The 18435-nt window shown below is 63.8% G+C and carries 14 protein-coding genes; 11 read left to right on the top strand and 3 right to left on the bottom strand.

Annotation, left to right across the window (positions count from 1 at the left end; translation table 11 throughout):
- Positions 1–176 precede the first annotated feature (176 nt).
- From NKI99_RS25250 to NKI99_RS25230, 5 genes are all read left to right on the top strand, one after another.
- Positions 177–986, top strand: a complete 810-nt coding sequence (locus NKI99_RS25250; protein ID WP_352612466.1) for an IclR family transcriptional regulator — start codon at positions 177–179, stop codon at positions 984–986.
- A gap of 134 nt (positions 987–1120) precedes the next feature.
- Positions 1121–1873 (top strand): SDR family NAD(P)-dependent oxidoreductase, encoded by a 753-nt coding sequence (locus NKI99_RS25245; protein WP_352612464.1) that lies wholly within the window; start codon positions 1121–1123, stop codon positions 1871–1873.
- A 211-nt stretch (positions 1874–2084) separates the two neighbouring features.
- Complete coding sequence (locus tag NKI99_RS25240) at positions 2085–3434, top strand: glucoamylase family protein (RefSeq protein ID WP_128302893.1); 1350 nt, start codon at positions 2085–2087, stop codon at positions 3432–3434.
- Positions 3424–4956, top strand: a complete 1533-nt coding sequence (locus NKI99_RS25235) for a mercuric reductase (RefSeq protein ID WP_352439773.1) — start codon at positions 3424–3426, stop codon at positions 4954–4956. The genes NKI99_RS25240 and NKI99_RS25235 overlap by 11 nt, the downstream gene beginning before the upstream one ends.
- Before the next feature lie 225 nt (positions 4957–5181).
- Positions 5182–6357: a glycosyltransferase family 4 protein gene (locus NKI99_RS25230; protein WP_352612517.1), complete on the top strand. Its 1176-nt coding sequence runs from the start codon at positions 5182–5184 to the stop codon at positions 6355–6357.
- A 100-nt stretch (positions 6358–6457) separates the two neighbouring features.
- Here the strand turns inward: NKI99_RS25230 and NKI99_RS25225 are convergent, their stop codons facing one another.
- The 3 genes from NKI99_RS25225 to NKI99_RS25215 all read right to left on the bottom strand — a co-directional run bounded on the left by NKI99_RS25225 (position 6458) and on the right by NKI99_RS25215 (position 9774).
- Entirely contained in the window at positions 6458–7432 is a 975-nt protein-coding gene (locus NKI99_RS25225) for a hypothetical protein (RefSeq protein ID WP_352439775.1), read from the bottom strand.
- Between the two features lie 235 nt (positions 7433–7667).
- Positions 7668–8243 carry a DUF1349 domain-containing protein gene (locus tag NKI99_RS25220; protein WP_023811553.1) on the bottom strand — a complete coding sequence of 192 codons (576 nt, stop codon included), beginning with the start codon at positions 8241–8243 and terminating at the stop codon, positions 7668–7670.
- Between the two features lie 91 nt (positions 8244–8334).
- Positions 8335–9774, bottom strand: coding sequence for an aldehyde dehydrogenase family protein (locus tag NKI99_RS25215; protein WP_023811552.1), 1440 nt, complete (start codon positions 9772–9774; stop codon positions 8335–8337).
- Positions 9775–10042: 268 nt separating this feature from the next.
- On the opposite strand from NKI99_RS25215, the gene NKI99_RS25210 reads away from it, so the two are divergent.
- From NKI99_RS25210 to NKI99_RS25185, 6 genes are all read left to right on the top strand, one after another.
- Complete coding sequence (locus tag NKI99_RS25210) at positions 10043–10702, top strand: TetR/AcrR family transcriptional regulator (protein ID WP_164779967.1); 660 nt, start codon at positions 10043–10045, stop codon at positions 10700–10702.
- A gap of 214 nt (positions 10703–10916) precedes the next feature.
- On the top strand, positions 10917–13328 hold the full coding sequence (locus tag NKI99_RS25205) for a GcvT family protein (RefSeq protein WP_352612462.1): 2412 nt from the start codon (positions 10917–10919) through the stop codon (positions 13326–13328).
- Positions 13329–13410: 82 nt separating this feature from the next.
- The gene (locus NKI99_RS25200) at positions 13411–14664 is read left to right on the top strand and encodes a sarcosine oxidase subunit beta (protein WP_352439777.1); all 1254 of its coding nucleotides are present in this window, start codon (positions 13411–13413) and stop codon (positions 14662–14664) included.
- Between the two features lie 8 nt (positions 14665–14672).
- Positions 14673–14939, top strand: coding sequence for a sarcosine oxidase subunit delta (locus NKI99_RS25195; RefSeq protein ID WP_023811548.1), 267 nt, complete (start codon positions 14673–14675; stop codon positions 14937–14939).
- Positions 14936–17821: a sarcosine oxidase subunit alpha family protein gene (locus tag NKI99_RS25190; protein ID WP_352439778.1), complete on the top strand. Its 2886-nt coding sequence runs from the start codon at positions 14936–14938 to the stop codon at positions 17819–17821. Before NKI99_RS25195 ends, NKI99_RS25190 begins: the two co-directional genes overlap by 4 nt.
- Positions 17814–18353, top strand: a complete 540-nt coding sequence (locus NKI99_RS25185) for a hypothetical protein (protein WP_352612460.1) — start codon at positions 17814–17816, stop codon at positions 18351–18353. The genes NKI99_RS25190 and NKI99_RS25185 overlap by 8 nt, the downstream gene beginning before the upstream one ends.
- Positions 18354–18435: the final 82 nt, after the last annotated feature.

The raw sequence follows: 18435 nt of genomic DNA, 5'->3' as shown, positions 1-18435 counted from the left end.
CTTCACAAGGAGGGGCTTCGTAAGATGGCACAAGGCGCTTGGAGATGCCATCGAGGGAAGCATATTGACAGTGGGTGAAAGCGCCTGTCAATATAAATGGAATTTAATTTCACTTTTGAGACAGCGCCGGCGACACCGGCCCGACAGGCGGACGACGACGCCAGAAAGACCTCAGCGTGCGCAAGCGAGTCACCAGGGACGAGACGGAGCTTGAAGTCGAAGGCGCGCAGCTTTCGTCGTCGCTGGTGCGCGGGCTCGGCATCCTGCGCGCTTTCCGCCCGGGCGATGCCTCACTCGGCAATCAGGACATCATTGCCCGCACCGGCCTGCCCAAGGCCACGGTTTCCCGCATCACCTATACGCTAAGCGCGCTCGGCTATCTCCTCTACGACAAGGACCTTGGCCGCTACAGCCTGGGACCAGCCACCGTGGCGCTGGGTTATTCGGCACTGAGTTCCAGTGCGGTTGTCCACGTCGCCCGGCCGCTGATGCAGCCGCTGGCCGATTTGACGGGGGCGGCGGTGGCGCTCGGCACCCGCGACAGCCTCAACATGGTCTATCTCGCCAACTGCCGGTCGGAGAGCCTTGTCACGCTGCGCCTCAACCCGGGCTCCTATCTGCCGATCTGGAAGACATCGATGGGGCTGGCCTATGCGGCGGCACTTTCATCCGAGGAGCGTGCCAGCCTTGTGGGGGCTTTGCAGGAGGCCGAGCCGGACAGGGCGGCGATGATCGCGGCGGCGATCGACGATGCGATCGCCCAGTATGCCGACAAGGGCTATGTGACGTCGTTCGGCGCCTGGCACAGCTACATCCATGCAGTCGGCGTGCCGTTCCGTCCGAGTGACGGCTCGCCGCTGGTTGCCATCACCTGCGGCGGCATCGGCGAGATCATCACGGAAGAGCGCGCGCATGCCGAGATCGGACCGGCGCTGGTGGCGATGGTGAAGGCGCTGGGCAGAGAGCTCGAGGGACATGCCGGGTAACGGGATTGGCCCAGACGATCGGCCTCGCATGCCGGCTTGAACTTGCCTGATGGTGACCGCACAGTCGCCGTCGATGGTATGGCGGTCGCGCGTGGTTGGCGTCCATCGGGTTCAGGTGACGGGGGGAGAATCAGATGCCGATGAATTTTGCAGGACGGTTCAGCGGTCGAGCGGCGGTGATCACCGGCGGCGCATCGGGCATCGGTCTGGCAGTGGCTCAGAGGATTGTCGAAGAGGGCGGACGGGTTTCAGTCTGGGATCGCGATCCGGCTCAGATCGAACAGGCCAAGGCTACCCTTCCCGGCCTCCACGGTGTTGCCATCGACGTCGCCAATGCGGCCGGTGTGGAACGCGCCAAGCAGTCGGCGATCGAAGCGCTTGGTGGTGTCGACATCCTGGTCACCAGTGCGGCGATCACCGGACCCAACATGACGACCTGGAATTACTCGGTCGAAGATTGGCAGAAGGTCATCGACATCAACATCAATGGCGTCTTCTATTGCAACAAGGCGCTTGTCCCGCACATGCTCGAGCGCAACTATGGCCGCATCGTCAACATCGCTTCGATCGCCGGCAAGGAAGGCAATCCCAACGCTTCGGCCTACAGCACCTCGAAGGCCGCGGTGATCGGCCTGACCAAGTCGCTCGGTAAGGAGTTGGCCAAGACCAAGGTGACGGTCAATTGCGTCACACCGGCGGCCGTGCGCACCGCGATCTTCAGGCAGATGAGCCAGGAGCACATCGACTTCATGCTGTCCAAGATACCGATGGCGCGCTTCGGCGAGGTCGACGAGGTGGCGGCGCTGATCTGCTGGATCGCCTCGGAAGAGTGTTCGTTCACGACCGCCGCCGTGTTCGACGTTTCCGGCGGCCGCGCCACCTACTGAGGCAGGACGCATCTCAATTCCGCGTGACGACGCAACGAACTGGAGCGTAGGGGCGTATAGTCCAGACGTCGAATCGACGTTGACGCAACAAAGCTATGCGGGAAAGCTATGACGCGGCATGACAGTTCAGCATGCGTGATGACCTGCCGGCGCGGGGCAACTGGTTGGCGGTTGACGGACGCTGCAGCCATCCGGCGGGAGCTTGCTTCCTTTGCTTAGGGCCGAGCCTGGCGCGCTGTCCGACGACGAGCTTCTGGACCGCTATCAGCGCGCCGCCTTCGACTATTTCCTCGAGAACGTGAACCCCGAAAACGGATTGGTCGCCGACACCTCGCGGCCGAATTCGCCGGCCAGCATCGCTGTCGTCGGCTTCGCGCTGTCCAGCTATCCGGTCGGCGTCGAGCGCGGCTGGATGGCGCGCGATGCCGCCGCGAAGCTGACGCTGGCCGCGTTGCGTTTCTTCTCGGCCGGCTCGCAAGGCAATGGCGAGGAGGTCACCGGCCACAAGGGTTTCTACTACCATTTCCTCGACATGCGGACCGGCCTGCGCGTCTGGCGCTGCGAACTGTCGATGGTGGATACGGCATTGCTGATATCGGGCATGCTGGTGGCGGGCGCCTATTTCTCCGGTGATGATGACGAGGAAGCCGAAATCCGCCAACTGGCCGAGGCGCTCTACCGGCGCGTCGACTGGCGGTGGGCACAAGGCTCAAGCCCGACCTTGCGACAAGGCTGGAAGCCGAGGAGCGGCTTTCTCCACTATGGCTGGGAGGGCTACAACGAAGCCACGATCCTCTACGTCCTGTCGATGGCCTCGCCCGACAGCCCGACTTCGGACAACAGCTACGAGGGCTGGACGGCGACCTATCAGTGGGAGAACATTTACGGCTACGACGTGCTGTATGGCGGTCCGCTGTTCATGCACCAGTTCTCGCATGCCTGGATCGATTTCGCCGGCATCCGCGACGCCTTCATGCGCGAGAAGAACTCGGACTATTTCGAAAACAGCCGCCGCTCGACCTATCTGCATCGCGACTATGCACGCCACAACCCTTACGGCTATGGCGGCTACGACGAGAACCTTTGGGGTCTTTCGGCGGGCGACGGGCCAGGCGGTTTTCGCACCAGCGTGGAGCGACAGCGCCGGCGGTTTTCCGGCTATGCCGCGCGCGGCGCGCCGTTCGGTCCCGATGACGGGACGATCGCGCCTTGGTCCTATCCGGCATCACTGCCTTTCGCCCCGGAGATCTGCCTGGCGGCGTTGCGCCATCTCGGTGATCGCTACCCCGAGGTGATCGACAATTTCCGACTGCCGAGCGGTTTCAATCCGACATTGGCGAACCGACGTAAATTCGGGAGGCACGGCTGGGTGTCGGAAGGCCACTATGGGCTGGATCAAGGCATCGTGGTGATGATGATCGAGAACCATCGGTCAGGGTTGATCTGGAGACTGATGCGGTCAAATCAACACATCCGCAACGGCTTGCGCAAGGCCGGATTCAATGGCGGCTGGCTGTCTCAGCCGGCAAGCCCGGCGTCGGGTGGCGGCGATGTCGCGTGACCGGACCAGGGCTGCCGCCTTTCCTGTCGATCACAACGACATTGAGCTGATCAAGGGCGCCCATCCGCCGCACCGGAAGAACCCGCAGCCGGACGGTCCCTACAACCTCGTCGTCATCGGTGCCGGACCGGCTGGACTGACCGCCGCCTACGAAGCGGCCGGCCTCGGCGCAAAGGTCGCGCTCATCGAGCGCAACCTGATCGGCGGAACTTGCGTCAATGTCGGCTGCATCCCGTCGAAGTCGATCATCCGCACCGCAAGGCTTTATGCCGACATGCGCGACGCCGAGAATTTCGGCGGCGACATGCCGGACCGTCTTCACGTCAACTTTCAGCGCGCCATGACGCGGATGCGGCAGATCCGGCAGCGGATCAGCCGCGCCGATGCCGCCGATAGCCTGATTGCCGAAGGCATCGACCTTTATTTCGGTGAAGCGCGGTTTTCCGGAAGGGACGCTGTCACGGTCGCCGGACAAACCTTGCGTTTCAGAAAGGCGCTGATCGCGACAGGCGCGCGCCCGAGGCTGCCGACGATCTCGGGGCTTGCCGACGCCGGCTATCTCAGCAACGAGACCATGTTCGATCTCACGGAGTGCCCGAAGCGGCTTCTGGTCATCGGCGGCGGACCACTCGGTTGCGAAGCGGCGCAGGCCTTCTGCCTGCTGGGCGCGAAGGTCATCCAGGCGCAGCGCGAACCGATGTTCCTGCCCGGTGAGGAACGCGATGCCGCCCAAATTCTTTCGGACGCGCTGGCGCGCGAAGGTGTCGAAGTTCGCCTCAACACCGAGGTGGTGGCGGTGCGGACGGAAGGCGGCAAGAAGCTCGCCGACCTGGTGTGCGACGACGTCACGACGACGATTTCCGTCGACGAGATCATCACCGGCATCGGCCGATCGCCCAATGTCGACGGCCTCGACCTAGAAAACGCCGGGGTGGCATATGATGCCGACGGTATCAAGGTAGACGACTGTCTCCGCACCACAAATCCGCGCATCTATGCGGCGGGCGATGTCTGCCTCGCCTACAAATTCACCCACACCGCCGAGGCGACAGCCCGCATGGTCGTGCGCAATGCCCTGTTTCTCGGACGCAGGAAACTGAGCGAACTGGTCATTCCGTGGTGCACCTATACCGATCCGGAGATCGCCCATGTCGGCCTCTATCCGGCGGAGGCGCGCCAGAGCGGCATTCCGGTCAAGACCTATACGGTGCTGATGCACGATGTCGCCCGTGCGGTGATGGACGGCGAGGAGGAGGGTTTTGTCAAAATCCACGTCAGGGAGGGGTCCGACCGCATCCTGGGCGCCACGGTCGTCGCCAGCCATGCCGGCGAGATGATCAATGCGGTGTCGCTGGCGATCAAATCGGACATGGGACTGCGGGCGCTGGCCGACGTCATCCATCCATTCCCGACGCAGGCGCAAGGCATCAAGATGGCCGGTGACGCCTATCGGCGGACAAGGCTCACCTCATCATGGAAGCATCTGGCGGGCCGCTGGTTGGCGTGGTCCAGGCGATGGTGACATTCGGCAGGGCGCGCAACTGGTGCATCTGACATTCAGCGACGATGCGGCGCTTGACGAAAGCGGCGTTCGGCTGAACAAGTCGAAGCCGATTGTTGTGGTTTTGGGGCCGTCGCGCATGTCGTCTGGAATGAAGCCTCCGGCGCAAAGCCCAGAGCGTCCGCTTTGAAACCCGCGGACGCACAACCGCTCGACGCTGCCTCCGCGGCGAAAGCCGGGCGACGTGTGCTGGTTGTGTCCCACGATCCGGCCTTTCCGCCGATCTCCGGCGCGGATTTGCGGAACTACCGCAATGCTGAGTCTGCTGCGCAATTCGGCCCGGTCTGCCTGGTGTCTGTGCTGCCGCAGGCGACGGAAACAACCGATCCGTCGATCCGCACCGAAGCCTTGTCGATCAAGGGAGAGGCCCGCTCCGCTTCGATCGGGTGGTGGCGCATAAGGGCGGAGCGTCGCATCTCGCGCGTCGCCTTGACGCGGCTGGAGGCACTGGTTCGGGACTTCCGCCCCGATACGGTGCTGATCGAGGGCATCGGCCTGTTCAAGCTGCTGCGGCCTTTGCGGGCATTGACGAAACATCTCATCCTCGACATGCACAACGTCGAGTCCGACTTGGCGGGGCAGTTGCGGCACGTCGATGTGAAGCGGCCTGCGGTGGCGACGATCAGCGCGGGCCTTGGCATCCGGCGTCTCGAGAGAAAAGCGATTGCCCTTGTCGACCGGGTCTGGGTCTGCTCGAGCCAGGATCGAGAGCGGTTGATGGCGCTTTCCCGGCATAAGTTGCCGATCGACGTCGTTCCAAACGGAATTCCGCACGCCGGGCACAGCCCCGAAACGCTGCCCGCCGAGCCCGGATCCGGCGAAAGCTTTCCGGTGATCCTGTTCGTCGGCCATCTCGGCTATCCGCCAAACGTCGACGCCGTCCAGAGATTAGCCGGCTCCATACTTACGCGCATCCGACTGGCCTTGCCGACCGCGACATTGATTCTCGCTGGGCGCAACCCGGCAACGGCCGTGCAAGCGCTGGCAGGATTGCGGGGCGTGGAGCTTGTCGAAGACCCCGAAGACATGGCGCCGCTTCTTTCGAGAGCGCATCTCACCATCATCCCGCTTGCGGCAGGCGGCGGCACCCGCATCAAGATTTTGGAGGCGATGGCGTGGGGCGTGCCGGTGATCGCCACGCCTCTGGCGGCCGAGGGCCTGGATCTGGTCGACGGGGAGGAGCTGCTGCTGTCGGATACCGATGAAGGGCTTGCCGGAATGGCTGTCGGACTCTGCCTGGATGCCGACCGCAGGGCACGGCAGCGCATCCGCGCGCATCAAGCGGTTTGGGCAAGGTTCGGCCCAGAAGCCATCCGCAATGCTGTCCGCGGCGGGCTGGGGCTGGACGAGGCTGGCACATGATCCGTCCCTCCACCAGATATGGAGGAGCCACATCGTTCCACATCGCTTGCAGGAGCCCCGCTTCGCACCACGTCCAGCCGGAATTTCGTGGTCTGCCCTATCAGGATGCGTGCTGAAGCTCTTGCCGAATGGGGCCGAGATAGGTTTGCGGATGCAAGCGTCCCCAAACATGGCCCCGGTCGGTCAGATGCGCGACCTGCTCTATCCAGCGTCTCGGCGCATCGGGGTCCCTCACCTCATGCCAGTCGTCGACGATAATGACAGGCAGGCCCTGGTAGAGCGGGTCGAGCGGCGAGGTCCTGGTGACGACGATGCAGCCGAGATAAAACAGCTCCCATGTCCTATGGCAGTCCAGGCCATTGCCTTCGGTGGACAGCACGAGCGGGTATTGCGAGTATAGTTGCCAGATCGAGCGCTGGGAGACCCGTTTCGTCAGGAAATCGACATGCGGACATCCGCCCAGGGCATCAAGCAGTTCCCGGCGCTGCCTCGAGCCATTGCTGATGCTGAAATCAGAGAACAGCCTGGGCGGGCGGCGGTCCACATGATCCTGCCGGGCGCGTATGATTTCCAGTTGCTTCACAAGCCCTGCCGGCGTGGCAAGGGACCGAGGCGTGTGAAGATCGAGCCCGATCGGGAAAGGCTTCACTCTGGGGTGAGTGCCGTCACAATTCTGGCTGTACCAAGAGACCAGGAAAGGGTTGGCGAGAAGTTGGTCGACGGTGTCCTTCGCCAGATCCGACGGCACCGAAGCATCTCCGTCGGTCGTCAGCAGCGTGAACGGTGCCGTGATCGTCGGCAGCACGATCCTCACGAACGTGTCGAGGTCGCAGGTTTGCGCATCCCTGGACAAGGTGCTCAGGCGCAGCCAGACGATGCCATGCGCGCCGCTGTAATGTTGGCGGAAAAATGCCTCGCTCTGCGTCGATGCAGTTGGCGCGTTGCGATACCAGCGCGGCCCGGCGAAATCGCAGAAATGCCCGATGCCCTGCGACCACAGCACGGGCGGAACGTCAAGAAACCTTAGCGCCCTGGAATAGACGACTCTTTTGACAGCCCTTCGAAACCTGCCCATCGGCAACTCCTAGCGCGGATGGCAATAGCGTTGCAACGTACTGCCTGGCATATTCGCCTTGAGCCGAACCCGGGCTAAAAATTTCGAGCCGTCTGGCGGCGTCGCAACTGGCTGACGATCTCGCCGGCTGCAGTGCCGCGACCAACTCCCGGCACGGACGGAGGCACGCGGCGGTCTACAGACTTGATCGCGGCAAAGGTCGAAGTGCTTGCGGTTCAGCGCAAGACCGCACATCTCAATCGTGCAATTCCCGCGATATCGGCGGACCGAGGGAGAAATCGGAGAACGTTACCTCAAAGCCCTCGCGTTGCGGCGAACAGCACATCATGCCGATATCGACCGTCTTCGAGGTCGGGAAATAGGCAAGCCGCACAGGCTTCCAGTGGCCGTCGGAAGCATCGAGGTACTGGACGCGGATCGCCTCGGCGTGACGGGTCAACCGGATCCTGACGCCGTTCGGATCGGCATGAATGGCGACCAGCGACCAGTCTGACGTGTCGTTGGTGACGACAACGGAGAAATAGGCAAGGCCGTCGGTGTACTCGATACCGGCCTTGATCCAGTGCGTTTCGCTGAGCCGGACCATCAGCCCGGCCTGATCATAGAGGACTTCGTAGTCGCCTTTGACCGTGACTTCGGCGCTGAAATCGCCTTCGACCGGCCGGTGCAGGAAGTGGCCGTTGTCGCGCCAGAAACCGTAGAAGGTCTCGCGCCAGAAATCGGTCTCCTTACCGGTGCGCACACGAACGCTGTCGCCGTCGATAGAATGGTGCGGCGGCGGGTTAAGCCAGATCAGATCTTGCACTGTCATCCTTTCGCGCCGTCCAATCCAGATGTGCATGGCGGTGTTGCCGGCATGATCGGCAGTGACCGATCAGTCAGGCTGATCGGTCGACGGCCGATCAGCCTGCGAACGTATAGGCCGTCTTCACCGTGGTGTAGAACTCCGCCGCATAGTGGCCCTGCTCGCGCGGCCCATAGCTCGAACCCTTGCGGCCGCCGAAGGGAACATGGAAATCGACACCCGCCGTCGGCAGGTTGACCATCACCATTCCGGCCTCCGAATTGCGCTTGAAGTGCGTGGCATGCTTGAGGCTCGAGGTGCAGATGCCGGAGGTCAAGCCGAAGGGCGTGTCGTTGGCGACGGAAAGCGCCTCGTCATAGTCCTTGACGCGAATGACGCTGGCGACAGGTCCGAAAATCTCCTCGCGCGAACTGCGCATGGCATTGGTGGCCTCGGTCAGCAATGCCGGCTGCAGATAGAAGCCTGGCGTCTTGCGGTCGAGCCGCTCGCCGCCGAAGGCGAGCGTGGCACCTTCCCTGACGCCGATGGCGATATAGTCCTCGTCCTGCTTCAGCTGCGTCGCGTCGACGACAGGACCGATCTGGGTCTGCGCGTCGAGCGCATCGCCGATGACCAGTTTGCTCATGCGATCCTTGAGGGCATCGACGAAACGGTCATGGATGGCCTCGGTCACGATCAGCCTGGACGACGCGGTGCAGCGCTGGCCGGTCGAGAAGAAGGCGCCATTGAGCGCGCAATCGACGGCGATCGCAAGATCGGCATCGTCGAGCACGACCAGTGGGTTCTTGCCGCCCATTTCAAGCTGGAACTTGCGCATGTGTTCGATGCTTGCCGCGGCAACGCGCTTGCCGGTACCGACCGAGCCGGTGAAGCTGATGGCGTTGACGTCGGGACTGTCGAGCATCGCCTGACCGACCACCGAACCCTTGCCCATGACGAGATTGAGCACGCCCTTCGGCAGGCCGGCGCGATGCAGGATGTCGACAATGGTCCAGGCGCTCTCGGGAACCAGCTCCGCCGGCTTGAAGACGACGGTGTTGCCGTGGGTTAATGCCGGGGCGATCTTCCAGGCCGGAATGGCGATCGGAAAATTCCATGGCGTGATGATGCCGACCACGCCGACCGCCTCGCGCGTCATCTCGACGCCGACGCCCGGTCGCACGCTCGGCACGACCTCTCCGGTCAAACGCAACGTTTCGCCGGCAAAGAAATCGAAAATCTGGGCGGCGCGAATGGTCTCGCCGATGCCTTCGGCCAGCGTCTTGCCTTCCTCACGCGCCAGGTTGCGGCCAATCTCGTCCTTGCGCGCCAAAATCTCGTCGGAGGCCTTTTTCAGCACCGCGTGACGCGCCAGCGGACCGGAGCGGGACCAAGCCGGGAACGCTGCCTTGGCCGCGGCGATCGCCTGCTTGGCCTGTTCGACACCCGCCGAGGCATAATCGCCGACGATGTCACCGGTATCCGAGGGGTTGATGTTGCGCGAACCGGCGTCGCCGACCCACTCGCCATCGATGAGGTTCTTTCGAAACAGCGTCATATCGTATGTTCCTGCTTGTTGGCCGCGCGGGCATCTGTCTGAACTGGTATTTGCCAGACAATTGCCTCGCGGGAAAGCAAACAGTGAACCAGCAGCCGCGACAAAAATCCCCGCTTGCGCCGCGCGGATGGCGGGCGACGACAATGCCCCATCGAGCCTCGATGCAGCCAACAGCCACGATGCATCGTTCGGCTTGGGGCCGATTTGGTCTGTACACAGATGTCCATAGCCTTGATTTGCCTGAGGCAGCGTGTCATGCGTCGTGTCGATGGCAGCTCTCGAAACGACGATTCAGCGCGCCGGCGCCACCGGCAATATCAAGGCCACTCGCGAAGACTGGCTGAAGCTTGCGCTTGAAACGTTGATCTCTGACGGGGTCGAACGCGTCCGCGTGCTGACGCTTGGACAGAAGCTCGATGTGTCGCGTTCCAGCTTCTACTGGTATTTCAAGAGCCGACAGGATCTGCTCGATCAATTGCTGGATTACTGGCGGCAGACCAACACCAGGTTCATCGTCGAACGGGCCAGGCGGCCTTCCGCGACCGTCATCCGCGGGGTGATGAGCATTTTCGAATGCTGGGTGGACGAAAAACTGTTCGATCCGCAGCTGGATTTCGCGATCAGGGCCTGGGCCCGCCGCTCGCCCGCCATCAGGCGCGCGCTCGACGAGGCCGACGAGGAGCGCGTCAACGCCATCCGCGACATGTTCATGCGCCACGGCTATGAGGAAGAAGACGCGTTCGTGCGAGCCCGTGTGCTGTATTTCATGCAGATCGGCTATTACTCGCTTGAGCTCAACGAGCCGATGAGCAGCCGCCTGCCTCACGTCGCCGGTTATCTGCGCAGCTTCACCGGCCAGGAGCCTCCGGCGGAGGATGTCGAAGACTTCTCGCGCTATGTCGAGAAAACGCTTTCGCGCAACCGATAGTACGGCCCGTTCGGCCCCCGCGGCTGGCGACTTCGCGGGCGCGCATCGGCCCAAATAGCAAGCACGTTTGCTGCCGATAGCAGCGGAGGCGCCCCTCTGCCGCATCGGCGCAAAGCGACATCATGGACCGTTCATTCCGTCCTCCGCCAAGCTCTGGACACATATGTACAATACCGATAGGGTACGCCACACTGACTGGGTGGAGTGCGACAGGATGAAATCCCAATACAGGGCGATCGTCATCGGCGGCGGCGTGGTTGGAGCCTCGGTGCTCTATCACCTGGCGAAGTTCGGCTGGAGCGACGTCGCGCTTATCGAACGCGAGGTACTGACAGCGGGATCGAGCTGGCATGCGGCCGGCGGATTCCATGCGCTGAACGCCGATCCCAACATCGCCGCCCTGCAGGCCTATACGATCGACCTGCTCTCCGAGGTCGAGAAGGAATCGGGCCAGAGCATCGGCATGCACATGACCGGCGGCATCTCGGTCGCCTCGGCGCCCGAGCGCTGGGAATGGCTCAAGGCCTCCTACCGCATCTTCCAGACCATGGGCATCGAGGATGTCCACCTGGTCGGTGTCGATGAGATCAAGCAGCGCTGCCCGATCCTCAACACCGACGGCATGCTGGGAGGCCTCTTTGCCGCGCGCGAGGGCCATATCGATCCCTCAGGCGTCGTGCACGCCTATGCCAAGGCAGCCAGGCTGCGCGGCGCCGACATCATCGAGCACAACCGGGTGCTGGAACTGAACCGCCGCGCCGATGGCGGTTGGGACGTGGTCACCGAGAAGGGCACGGTGATTGCCGAGCACGTCGTCAATGCCGGCGGACTGTGGGCCAAGCAGGTCGGCAGGATGGCCGGCATCGACCTGCCGGTATCGCCGATGGAACACCATTATTTCGTCACCGAGGCATTGCCCGAAATCCAGGCGCTGGACATGGAATTGCCGCTGATCGTCGATCTCGAAGGCTTCACCTACATGCGCCAGGAGCAGAAAGGCCTTCTGCTTGGGATCTATGAGGTCAACCACAAACACTGGAACATGGACGGGGCGCCCTGGGACTACGGCATCGAACTGATCCAGGAAAATACCGACCGCATCGCCGACGAGCTGGCGCTCGGCTTCAGCCGTTATCCCTGCCTGGAGACAGCCGGCATCAAGCGCTGGGTAAACGGCGCCTTCACCTTCTCACCGGACGGCAATCCGCTGGTCGGCCCGGTGCGCGGCGTGCCCAATTACTGGGTGGCGTGCGGCGTCATGGCCGGTTTCCTGCAAGGCGGCGGCGTCGGCAAGTCGCTGGCCGAATGGATGATCCATGGCGAGCCGGAAGCCGACGTCTACGGCATGGACATCGCCCGCTATGGCGACTTCGCCTCCAACCGCGAATACATCAGGCAGACCACCGGGCAGTTCTATTCGCGCCGCTTCGTCATGAGCTATCCCAACGAACAGCTGCCGGCGGGACGGCCCTTGAAGACAGCCGGCGCGCATGACGCGATGGATGCCGCCGGCGCGCGCTGGGGCAATTCATGGGGCATGGAAGTGCCGCTCTATTTCGCGCCGCAAGGCTTCGTCGAGACACCGACGCTGAAGCGCTCCAACGCCTTCGACATTGTCGCACAGGAATGCCGCAAAGTGCGCGAAGGTGTCGGCCTGCTCGATATATCAGCTTTCTCGCGCTACGAGATCACCGGTCCGCGGGCCGAGGCTTGGCTGGACCGGCTGCTTGCCTGTGCGCTGCCCAGGCCGGGACGCGCCAAGCTCGCGCCGATGCTGGGCGAAAACGGCAAACTCAAGGGCGACCTCACCGTCTTCAACTGGGGCGATGGCTCCTGGTGGATCATGGGATCCTACTATCTGCGCCAGTGGCATATGCGCTGGTTCGAGCAGCATATGAGCGAAGGCGTCACCGTCCGCGACATTTCGGACGCCATTGTTGGTTTCTCGCTCGCCGGACCCAATGCGCGAATGCTGCTCGAGCGGCTGACACACCAGGATGTCTCGCACGAGGCTTTCGGCTTCCTCGCCTGCAAGACATTGGATGTCGGCCTGGTGCGGGCCAAGGTCGGTCGGCTGTCGGTCATCGGCGAGCTCGGCTACGAGATCCATTGCCAGGCCAATGAGCACGCGGGCCTGCGCCGTGCGCTGCTTGCCGCAGGCAGCGATCTGGGCGTCACCGAATACGGCTTCGGCGCGGTCAATTCGCTGCGCCTCGAAAAGAGCTTTGGCATCTGGTCGCGCGAGTTCACGCAGGACTATACGCCTGATGAGACCGGGATGGACCGCTGGATCGCCTTCGACAAGGGCGATTTCATCGGGCGGGAGGCGGCCCTGAAAGAGCAGAAGGCTTCATCGAGGCGCACGCTGGTGACGCTCGAAATCGACGCGGCGGATGCCGATGCCAGTGGCTACGAGCCGGTCTGGAACAGAGGCAGGCTTGCCGGCTTCGTCACCTCCGGCGGCTATGGCCATACGGTCGGCAAGAGCCTCGCCATGGCGCTGGTCGAGCGCGAGGCGGCCGAGATCGATACGCAGTTGACAACCCACATCGTCGGCGTCGAAAGAGGTGCGCGCGTCATCGCTTCGTCGCCATACGATCCACTGGGCAAGGCGATGCGGGCATGACCGATCGAACCGGCGGCATCCGTGCAAAAGACCATGCAATGATCCACGTTCCCTTCAGAAAATCAGATCTGTCCGGCACGCCATGACCAGACGCTATTCCGCATTGTCGCTGTTCAAGGAGGGCCTGGCCGGCCAGACCGGCTGGAAGCCGGCCTGGCGCTCGCCCGAGCCGAAGCCAGCCTACGACGCGATCGTCATCGGCGGCGGCGGCCATGGGCTGGCGACGGCCTATTACCTGGCAAAGAACCACAACATCACCAGGGTCGCTGTGCTGGAAAAGGGCTGGATCGGCGGCGGCAACACCGGCCGCAACACCACCGTGGTGCGCTCCAACTACTATTACCCGGAAAGCGTTGAGCTCTACGGGCTGGCGCACCGCCTTTACGAAGGGCTGGGCAAGGACCTGAACTACAATGTCATGCTGTCGCAGCGCGGCATGGTCAATCTGTGCCACTCGACCGCGGAGATGGAGATCGGGGCGCGCACCGTCAACGCTATGCAGATCAACGGTATCGATGCCGAATTGTTTTCTCCCGAGGATGTGCGCCGGGTGGCGCCGATCTACAATTTTTCGCCGGACGCGCGCTTTCCGGTGTTCGGCGGCATCTGGCAAGGCAAGGCCGGCACGGCGCGCCATGACGCCGTCGCCTGGGGCTACGCGCGGGCGGCGAGCCGGCTCGGCGTCGATATCATCCAGAACTGCGAGATCACTGATTTCATCATCGAAGGCGGCCGCTGTCGCGGCGTCCAGACTTCGCGTGGCGCGATCCGTGCCGACCGCATCGGCATGGCGGTAGCCGGGCATTCTTCGGTGCTGGCGGCAAAGGCCGGCTTCCGGCTGCCGATCAATTCCTATGCGCTGCAAGCCTGCGTGTCCGAGCCGGTCAAGCCGATCCTCGACACGGTGGTGCTGTCGCCCGGCTGCGGCGTCTATGTCAGCCAGTCGGACAAGGGCGAGATCGTCATCGGCGGCGGCCTTGACCGCATCCCTTCCTATGCGCAGCGCGGCAATCTGCCGACGCTGGAGGAGGTGATTGCCGGTCTTTTGGAAATGTTCCCGATCTTCGGCCAGCTCAAGCTGATGCGGCAATGGGCCGGGATCGTCGATGTCGTGCCGGACTCCTCGCCGATCATAGGCGAATCACCGCTGCCCGGCCTGTTCCTCAATTGCGGCTGGGGCACGGGCGGCTTCAAGGCTATCCCCGCCGGCGGCACGCTGCTGGCGCAGTTGCTGGCGACCGGCAAGCACAACGACATCAGCCGCCCCTTCGACCTCGATCGCTTCGCCAGCGGGCGGCTGATCGACGAAGCGGCCGGCTCCGGCATCGCGCATTAGAGGCAATCATGCAGTTGTTCCCTTGCCCATTTTGCGGCCCGCGTGACGAGACCGAATTCCACTATGGCGGCGATGCCGGCAACATCAGGCCTGACGGTGCCGACGTGCCGATCGATCGCTGGGCTGAGTACCTCTATCTGCGCGGCAATCCGAAAGGCACGGCGCGCGAGATCTGGGTTCACATGATTTGCGGCGAGTTCTTCGTCATGGGGCGGGACACCATCACCCACAAGGTGCTGTCTTCGGCCGCTCTCGACGGGGAGCATGCCGCGTGACCGCCTCGCGTCTTGCCGCCGGCGGCAGCGCCATCGACCGCTCGCGCCCGATCCGCTTCAGCTTCGACGGCGCCACCGTGCATGGCTTTGCCGGCGACACCATCGCCTCGGCGCTGCTGGCCGGCGACGTCGCGGTCGTCGGCCGCAGCTTCAAATATCACCGGCCGCGCGGCATCTGGGGTGCCGGCGTCGAGGAGCCGAACGCGCTGGTCGATCTCGGCGGCAGCGTGCCAGCGAAGCCCAACACGCGCGCCACGACCGAGCCGGCGCGCGACGGGCTGGTGGCGAAAAGCGTCAACGCCACGCCCAGCGCGCTGGCCGACCGCAACGCCTTTCTCGACCGTTTCGCGCGCTTCATACCGGCGGCGTTCTACTACAAGACTTTCATGTGGCCGGACTGGCACAGGTTCGAGCCGCGCATCCGCGCCATGGCGGGATTGGGCACAGTCGACGCCGACTGGATCTCGCCGGGCACGGCGGACCAGATCAACCATCATTGCGATGTGCTGGTTGTAGGCGCGGGACCCGCAGGGCTGGCGGCGGCAAGGCTGGCGTCTGGTGCTGGCCTGACCGTCACACTGGTCGACGACCAGCATAGCCCCGGCGGATCGCTCGGCCATCGTGCCGCGGAGATCGACGGCAAGCCGGCGGCCGTATGGGTCAAGGAGACGATTGCCGAGCTTGCCGCTGGCGGTCACCTCATCCTGCCTTCGACCATCGCCTTCGGCATTTACGACCACAATCTGGTCGGGCTGAACCAGCGTCATCTCGACGGCCGGCCGGATACGCTGTGGCGGGTCAGGCCGCGCCAGATCGTGCTGGCGGCCGGCGCCATCGAGCGGCCGCTGCCCTTCGCCAACAACGACCTGCCGGGCATCCTATCGGCGGATGCGGCGCTCGCCTATCTCCGGCGCCACGCTGTGCTGGTCGGCCGCCGCATCGTCGTCGCCACCAGCAATGACAGCGCCTATGAGGTGGCGGGGGCGCTTGCCGAGGCCGGCGCCGAAGTCAGGCTTGTCGACATCCGGCGCGACGGCACGCCTGCCGCGCCGGCCAATGTCCGGCTGGCCAAAGGGCGTTCTCTCATATCCGCCAGCGGCAGGCTGCGCGTCGACGGCGTAACGCTCGACGACGGCACGAGGTTCGATGCCGATTGCGTCCTGATCTCGGGCGGCTGGACGCCGACCATCCATCTCTTCGGCCAAGCCAAGGGCAAGCTCGCCTGGAGCGAGGCGCGCGCGGCCTTTCTGCCGGGCGATCCGGTTGATAACATCGCGGTGGCAGGTGCGGCTGCCGGCGCGGTTTCCTTGTCGGAGGTGTTTGCTGGTGCCAGCACCGCCGTTGCATCGCTCGGCCAGACGAAGGCTCCCCTACCGCGGAGCACCGGACCGGAGGCGACGGACGGCATAGTCGCCGCATGGCCGATGCCGGGCTCGAAGGGACGCATCTGGATCGACTATCAAAACGACGTGACCGTGAAGGACGTCGAGTTGGCAGCGCGCGAAAACTTCGTCTCGGTCGAACATCTGAAGCGCTACACCACGCTCGGCATGGCGACCGACCAGGGCAAGACCTCCAACCTGCCCGGCCTGGCGCTGATGGCCGGTATCACCGGGCGTACGGTGCCGGAGGTCGGCACCACCACCTATCGTCCGCCATTCACCCCGGTGCCGCTGGCAAGCTTTGCCGGCACGCGCGTCGGCGAATTGATGGCACCGGTGCGCCGGCTGCCGCTCGAAAATGTCCACCGCGCCAATGGCGCCGTCTTTCAGGAATATGGCGGCTGGCTGCGCCCGGCCCACTATGGTGGCTACGCAGATGCGGAGCGTTCGATCGCGGACGAGGCACGGCGCGCCCGTCAATCCGTGGCGCTGTTCGATGGTTCGACGCTCGGCAAGATCGAGGTGATCGGGCCGCAGGCGGCGGCATTCGTGGATTTTCTGTACTACAACACCATGTCGACGCTGAAGCCCGGCCGCTGCCGCTACGGCTTCATGCTGTCGGAGAACGGCGTGGTCTTCGACGACGGCGTTCTGGTGCGGCTGGACGAGCATCGCTTCGTCGTCTCGGGCTCGTCCTCGCATGTCGCTGCCGTGCACGCCCGGCTGGAGGAATGGCGTCAGGACCGTTTTGGGCGTAGCGCGGTCTATATTCACAACGCCACATCGGACATGGCAACGTTGACAGTTTCAGGACCGAACGCCCGAAAACTGCTCGGAGCGCTGGATCTCGGTCTTTCGCTCGGCGATGCCGACCTGCCGCATATGGCAATCGGTCATGGCACCTATGCCGGCGACGAAGTCCGCATCGCCCGAGTCAGCTTCACCGGGGATCGGAGCTACGAGATCTCGATCCGGGCGGATCGCGCCGAGCCGCTATGGGCGCATCTGCGCCAAGCCGGCCAGGCGCTCGAGGCCGTCGTCATCGGACTCGAGGCGCTGATGATCCTGCGGGCAGAGAAAGGCTTTATCGTCATTGGCAAGGACACTGACGGCACCACGTTGCCGCATGATCTCGGCGTCGACGGTCCGCGCGCCAAGCGCCAGACCGAGTTCGTCGGCCGCCGCTCGCTGTTCACAGAGGAGGCTTCGCGCGGAAACCGCATGCAGCTTGTCGGGCTAGCGGTGCCGCAAGGCGAAGCGCCGCTGCCTACCGGAGCGCACGGCATCAAACGGATCGACGGCAGATTGCGCAGCCAGGGCTTTGTCACCTCGAGCTACCACAGCCCAACGCTCGGCCGCCCGGTTGCGCTTGGGCTGATCGAGCGCGGCGCGACGCGGCACGGCGAGACGATCGACATCCAGCACCTCGGCAAGATCAGCAAGGCGACGATTACCGCCCCTTGCGCCTTCGACCCGGCAGGAGACCGGCTGCATGCGTGATCTCGCGGAAAAATGGTCCGTTGCACCGGACTGGCAGGGCGCGGTTATCGCCACGCCGGGCCTTGCGATACGAGCAGCCCTCGGCCTCAACCAGTTGCTGGTCAGCGGCAACCTCGACGCGTGGGCACGGGCTTCCGGTGTCGACGGAACTGGCGTAGGCGCTTTTGGCCCCGCACAAGGCGACCGCTATGCGGCGCGGCTGGCGCGCGACCGGTTGCTCGTCGTGTCGAACAGCCCCTTCGTCATCGCCACGGGCTGGCATGCAGACGGGTTCGCGGTGACGGCGATCAGCGCCGGCTTACAGGTGTTCGAAATCGAAGGAACGGCCCTCGACGCCTTTATCGCACGGGGGACGACGCTCGATCCTAGCCAGCCAAGTGCCAGTGCAGCGCTTTCCTTCGCCGGCATCAGCGCCGTCGTCTATTGCCATGACGGCAAGCTGCGCATCCATGTCGATCGCGGTCTTGCCGCCTATCTCTGGGCATGGATGGAAATTGCCGTCGGCAACATCGCCGCCGGATCAGCCGATTAGAGCGATTCCTATTTTGAGAGAATCGTAGGATTCCCAAAGCCGGATGTTTGTGATTCAAGATGCTGGCTGGATTGGAGGCCAG

Source organism: Mesorhizobium sp. M0239 (assembly GCF_040321815.1).
Taxonomy (GTDB): Bacteria; Pseudomonadota; Alphaproteobacteria; order Rhizobiales; family Rhizobiaceae; genus Mesorhizobium.
Note: the sequence above shows the minus strand (reverse complement) of the source record. Positions and strands in the feature narration are given on the sequence as shown.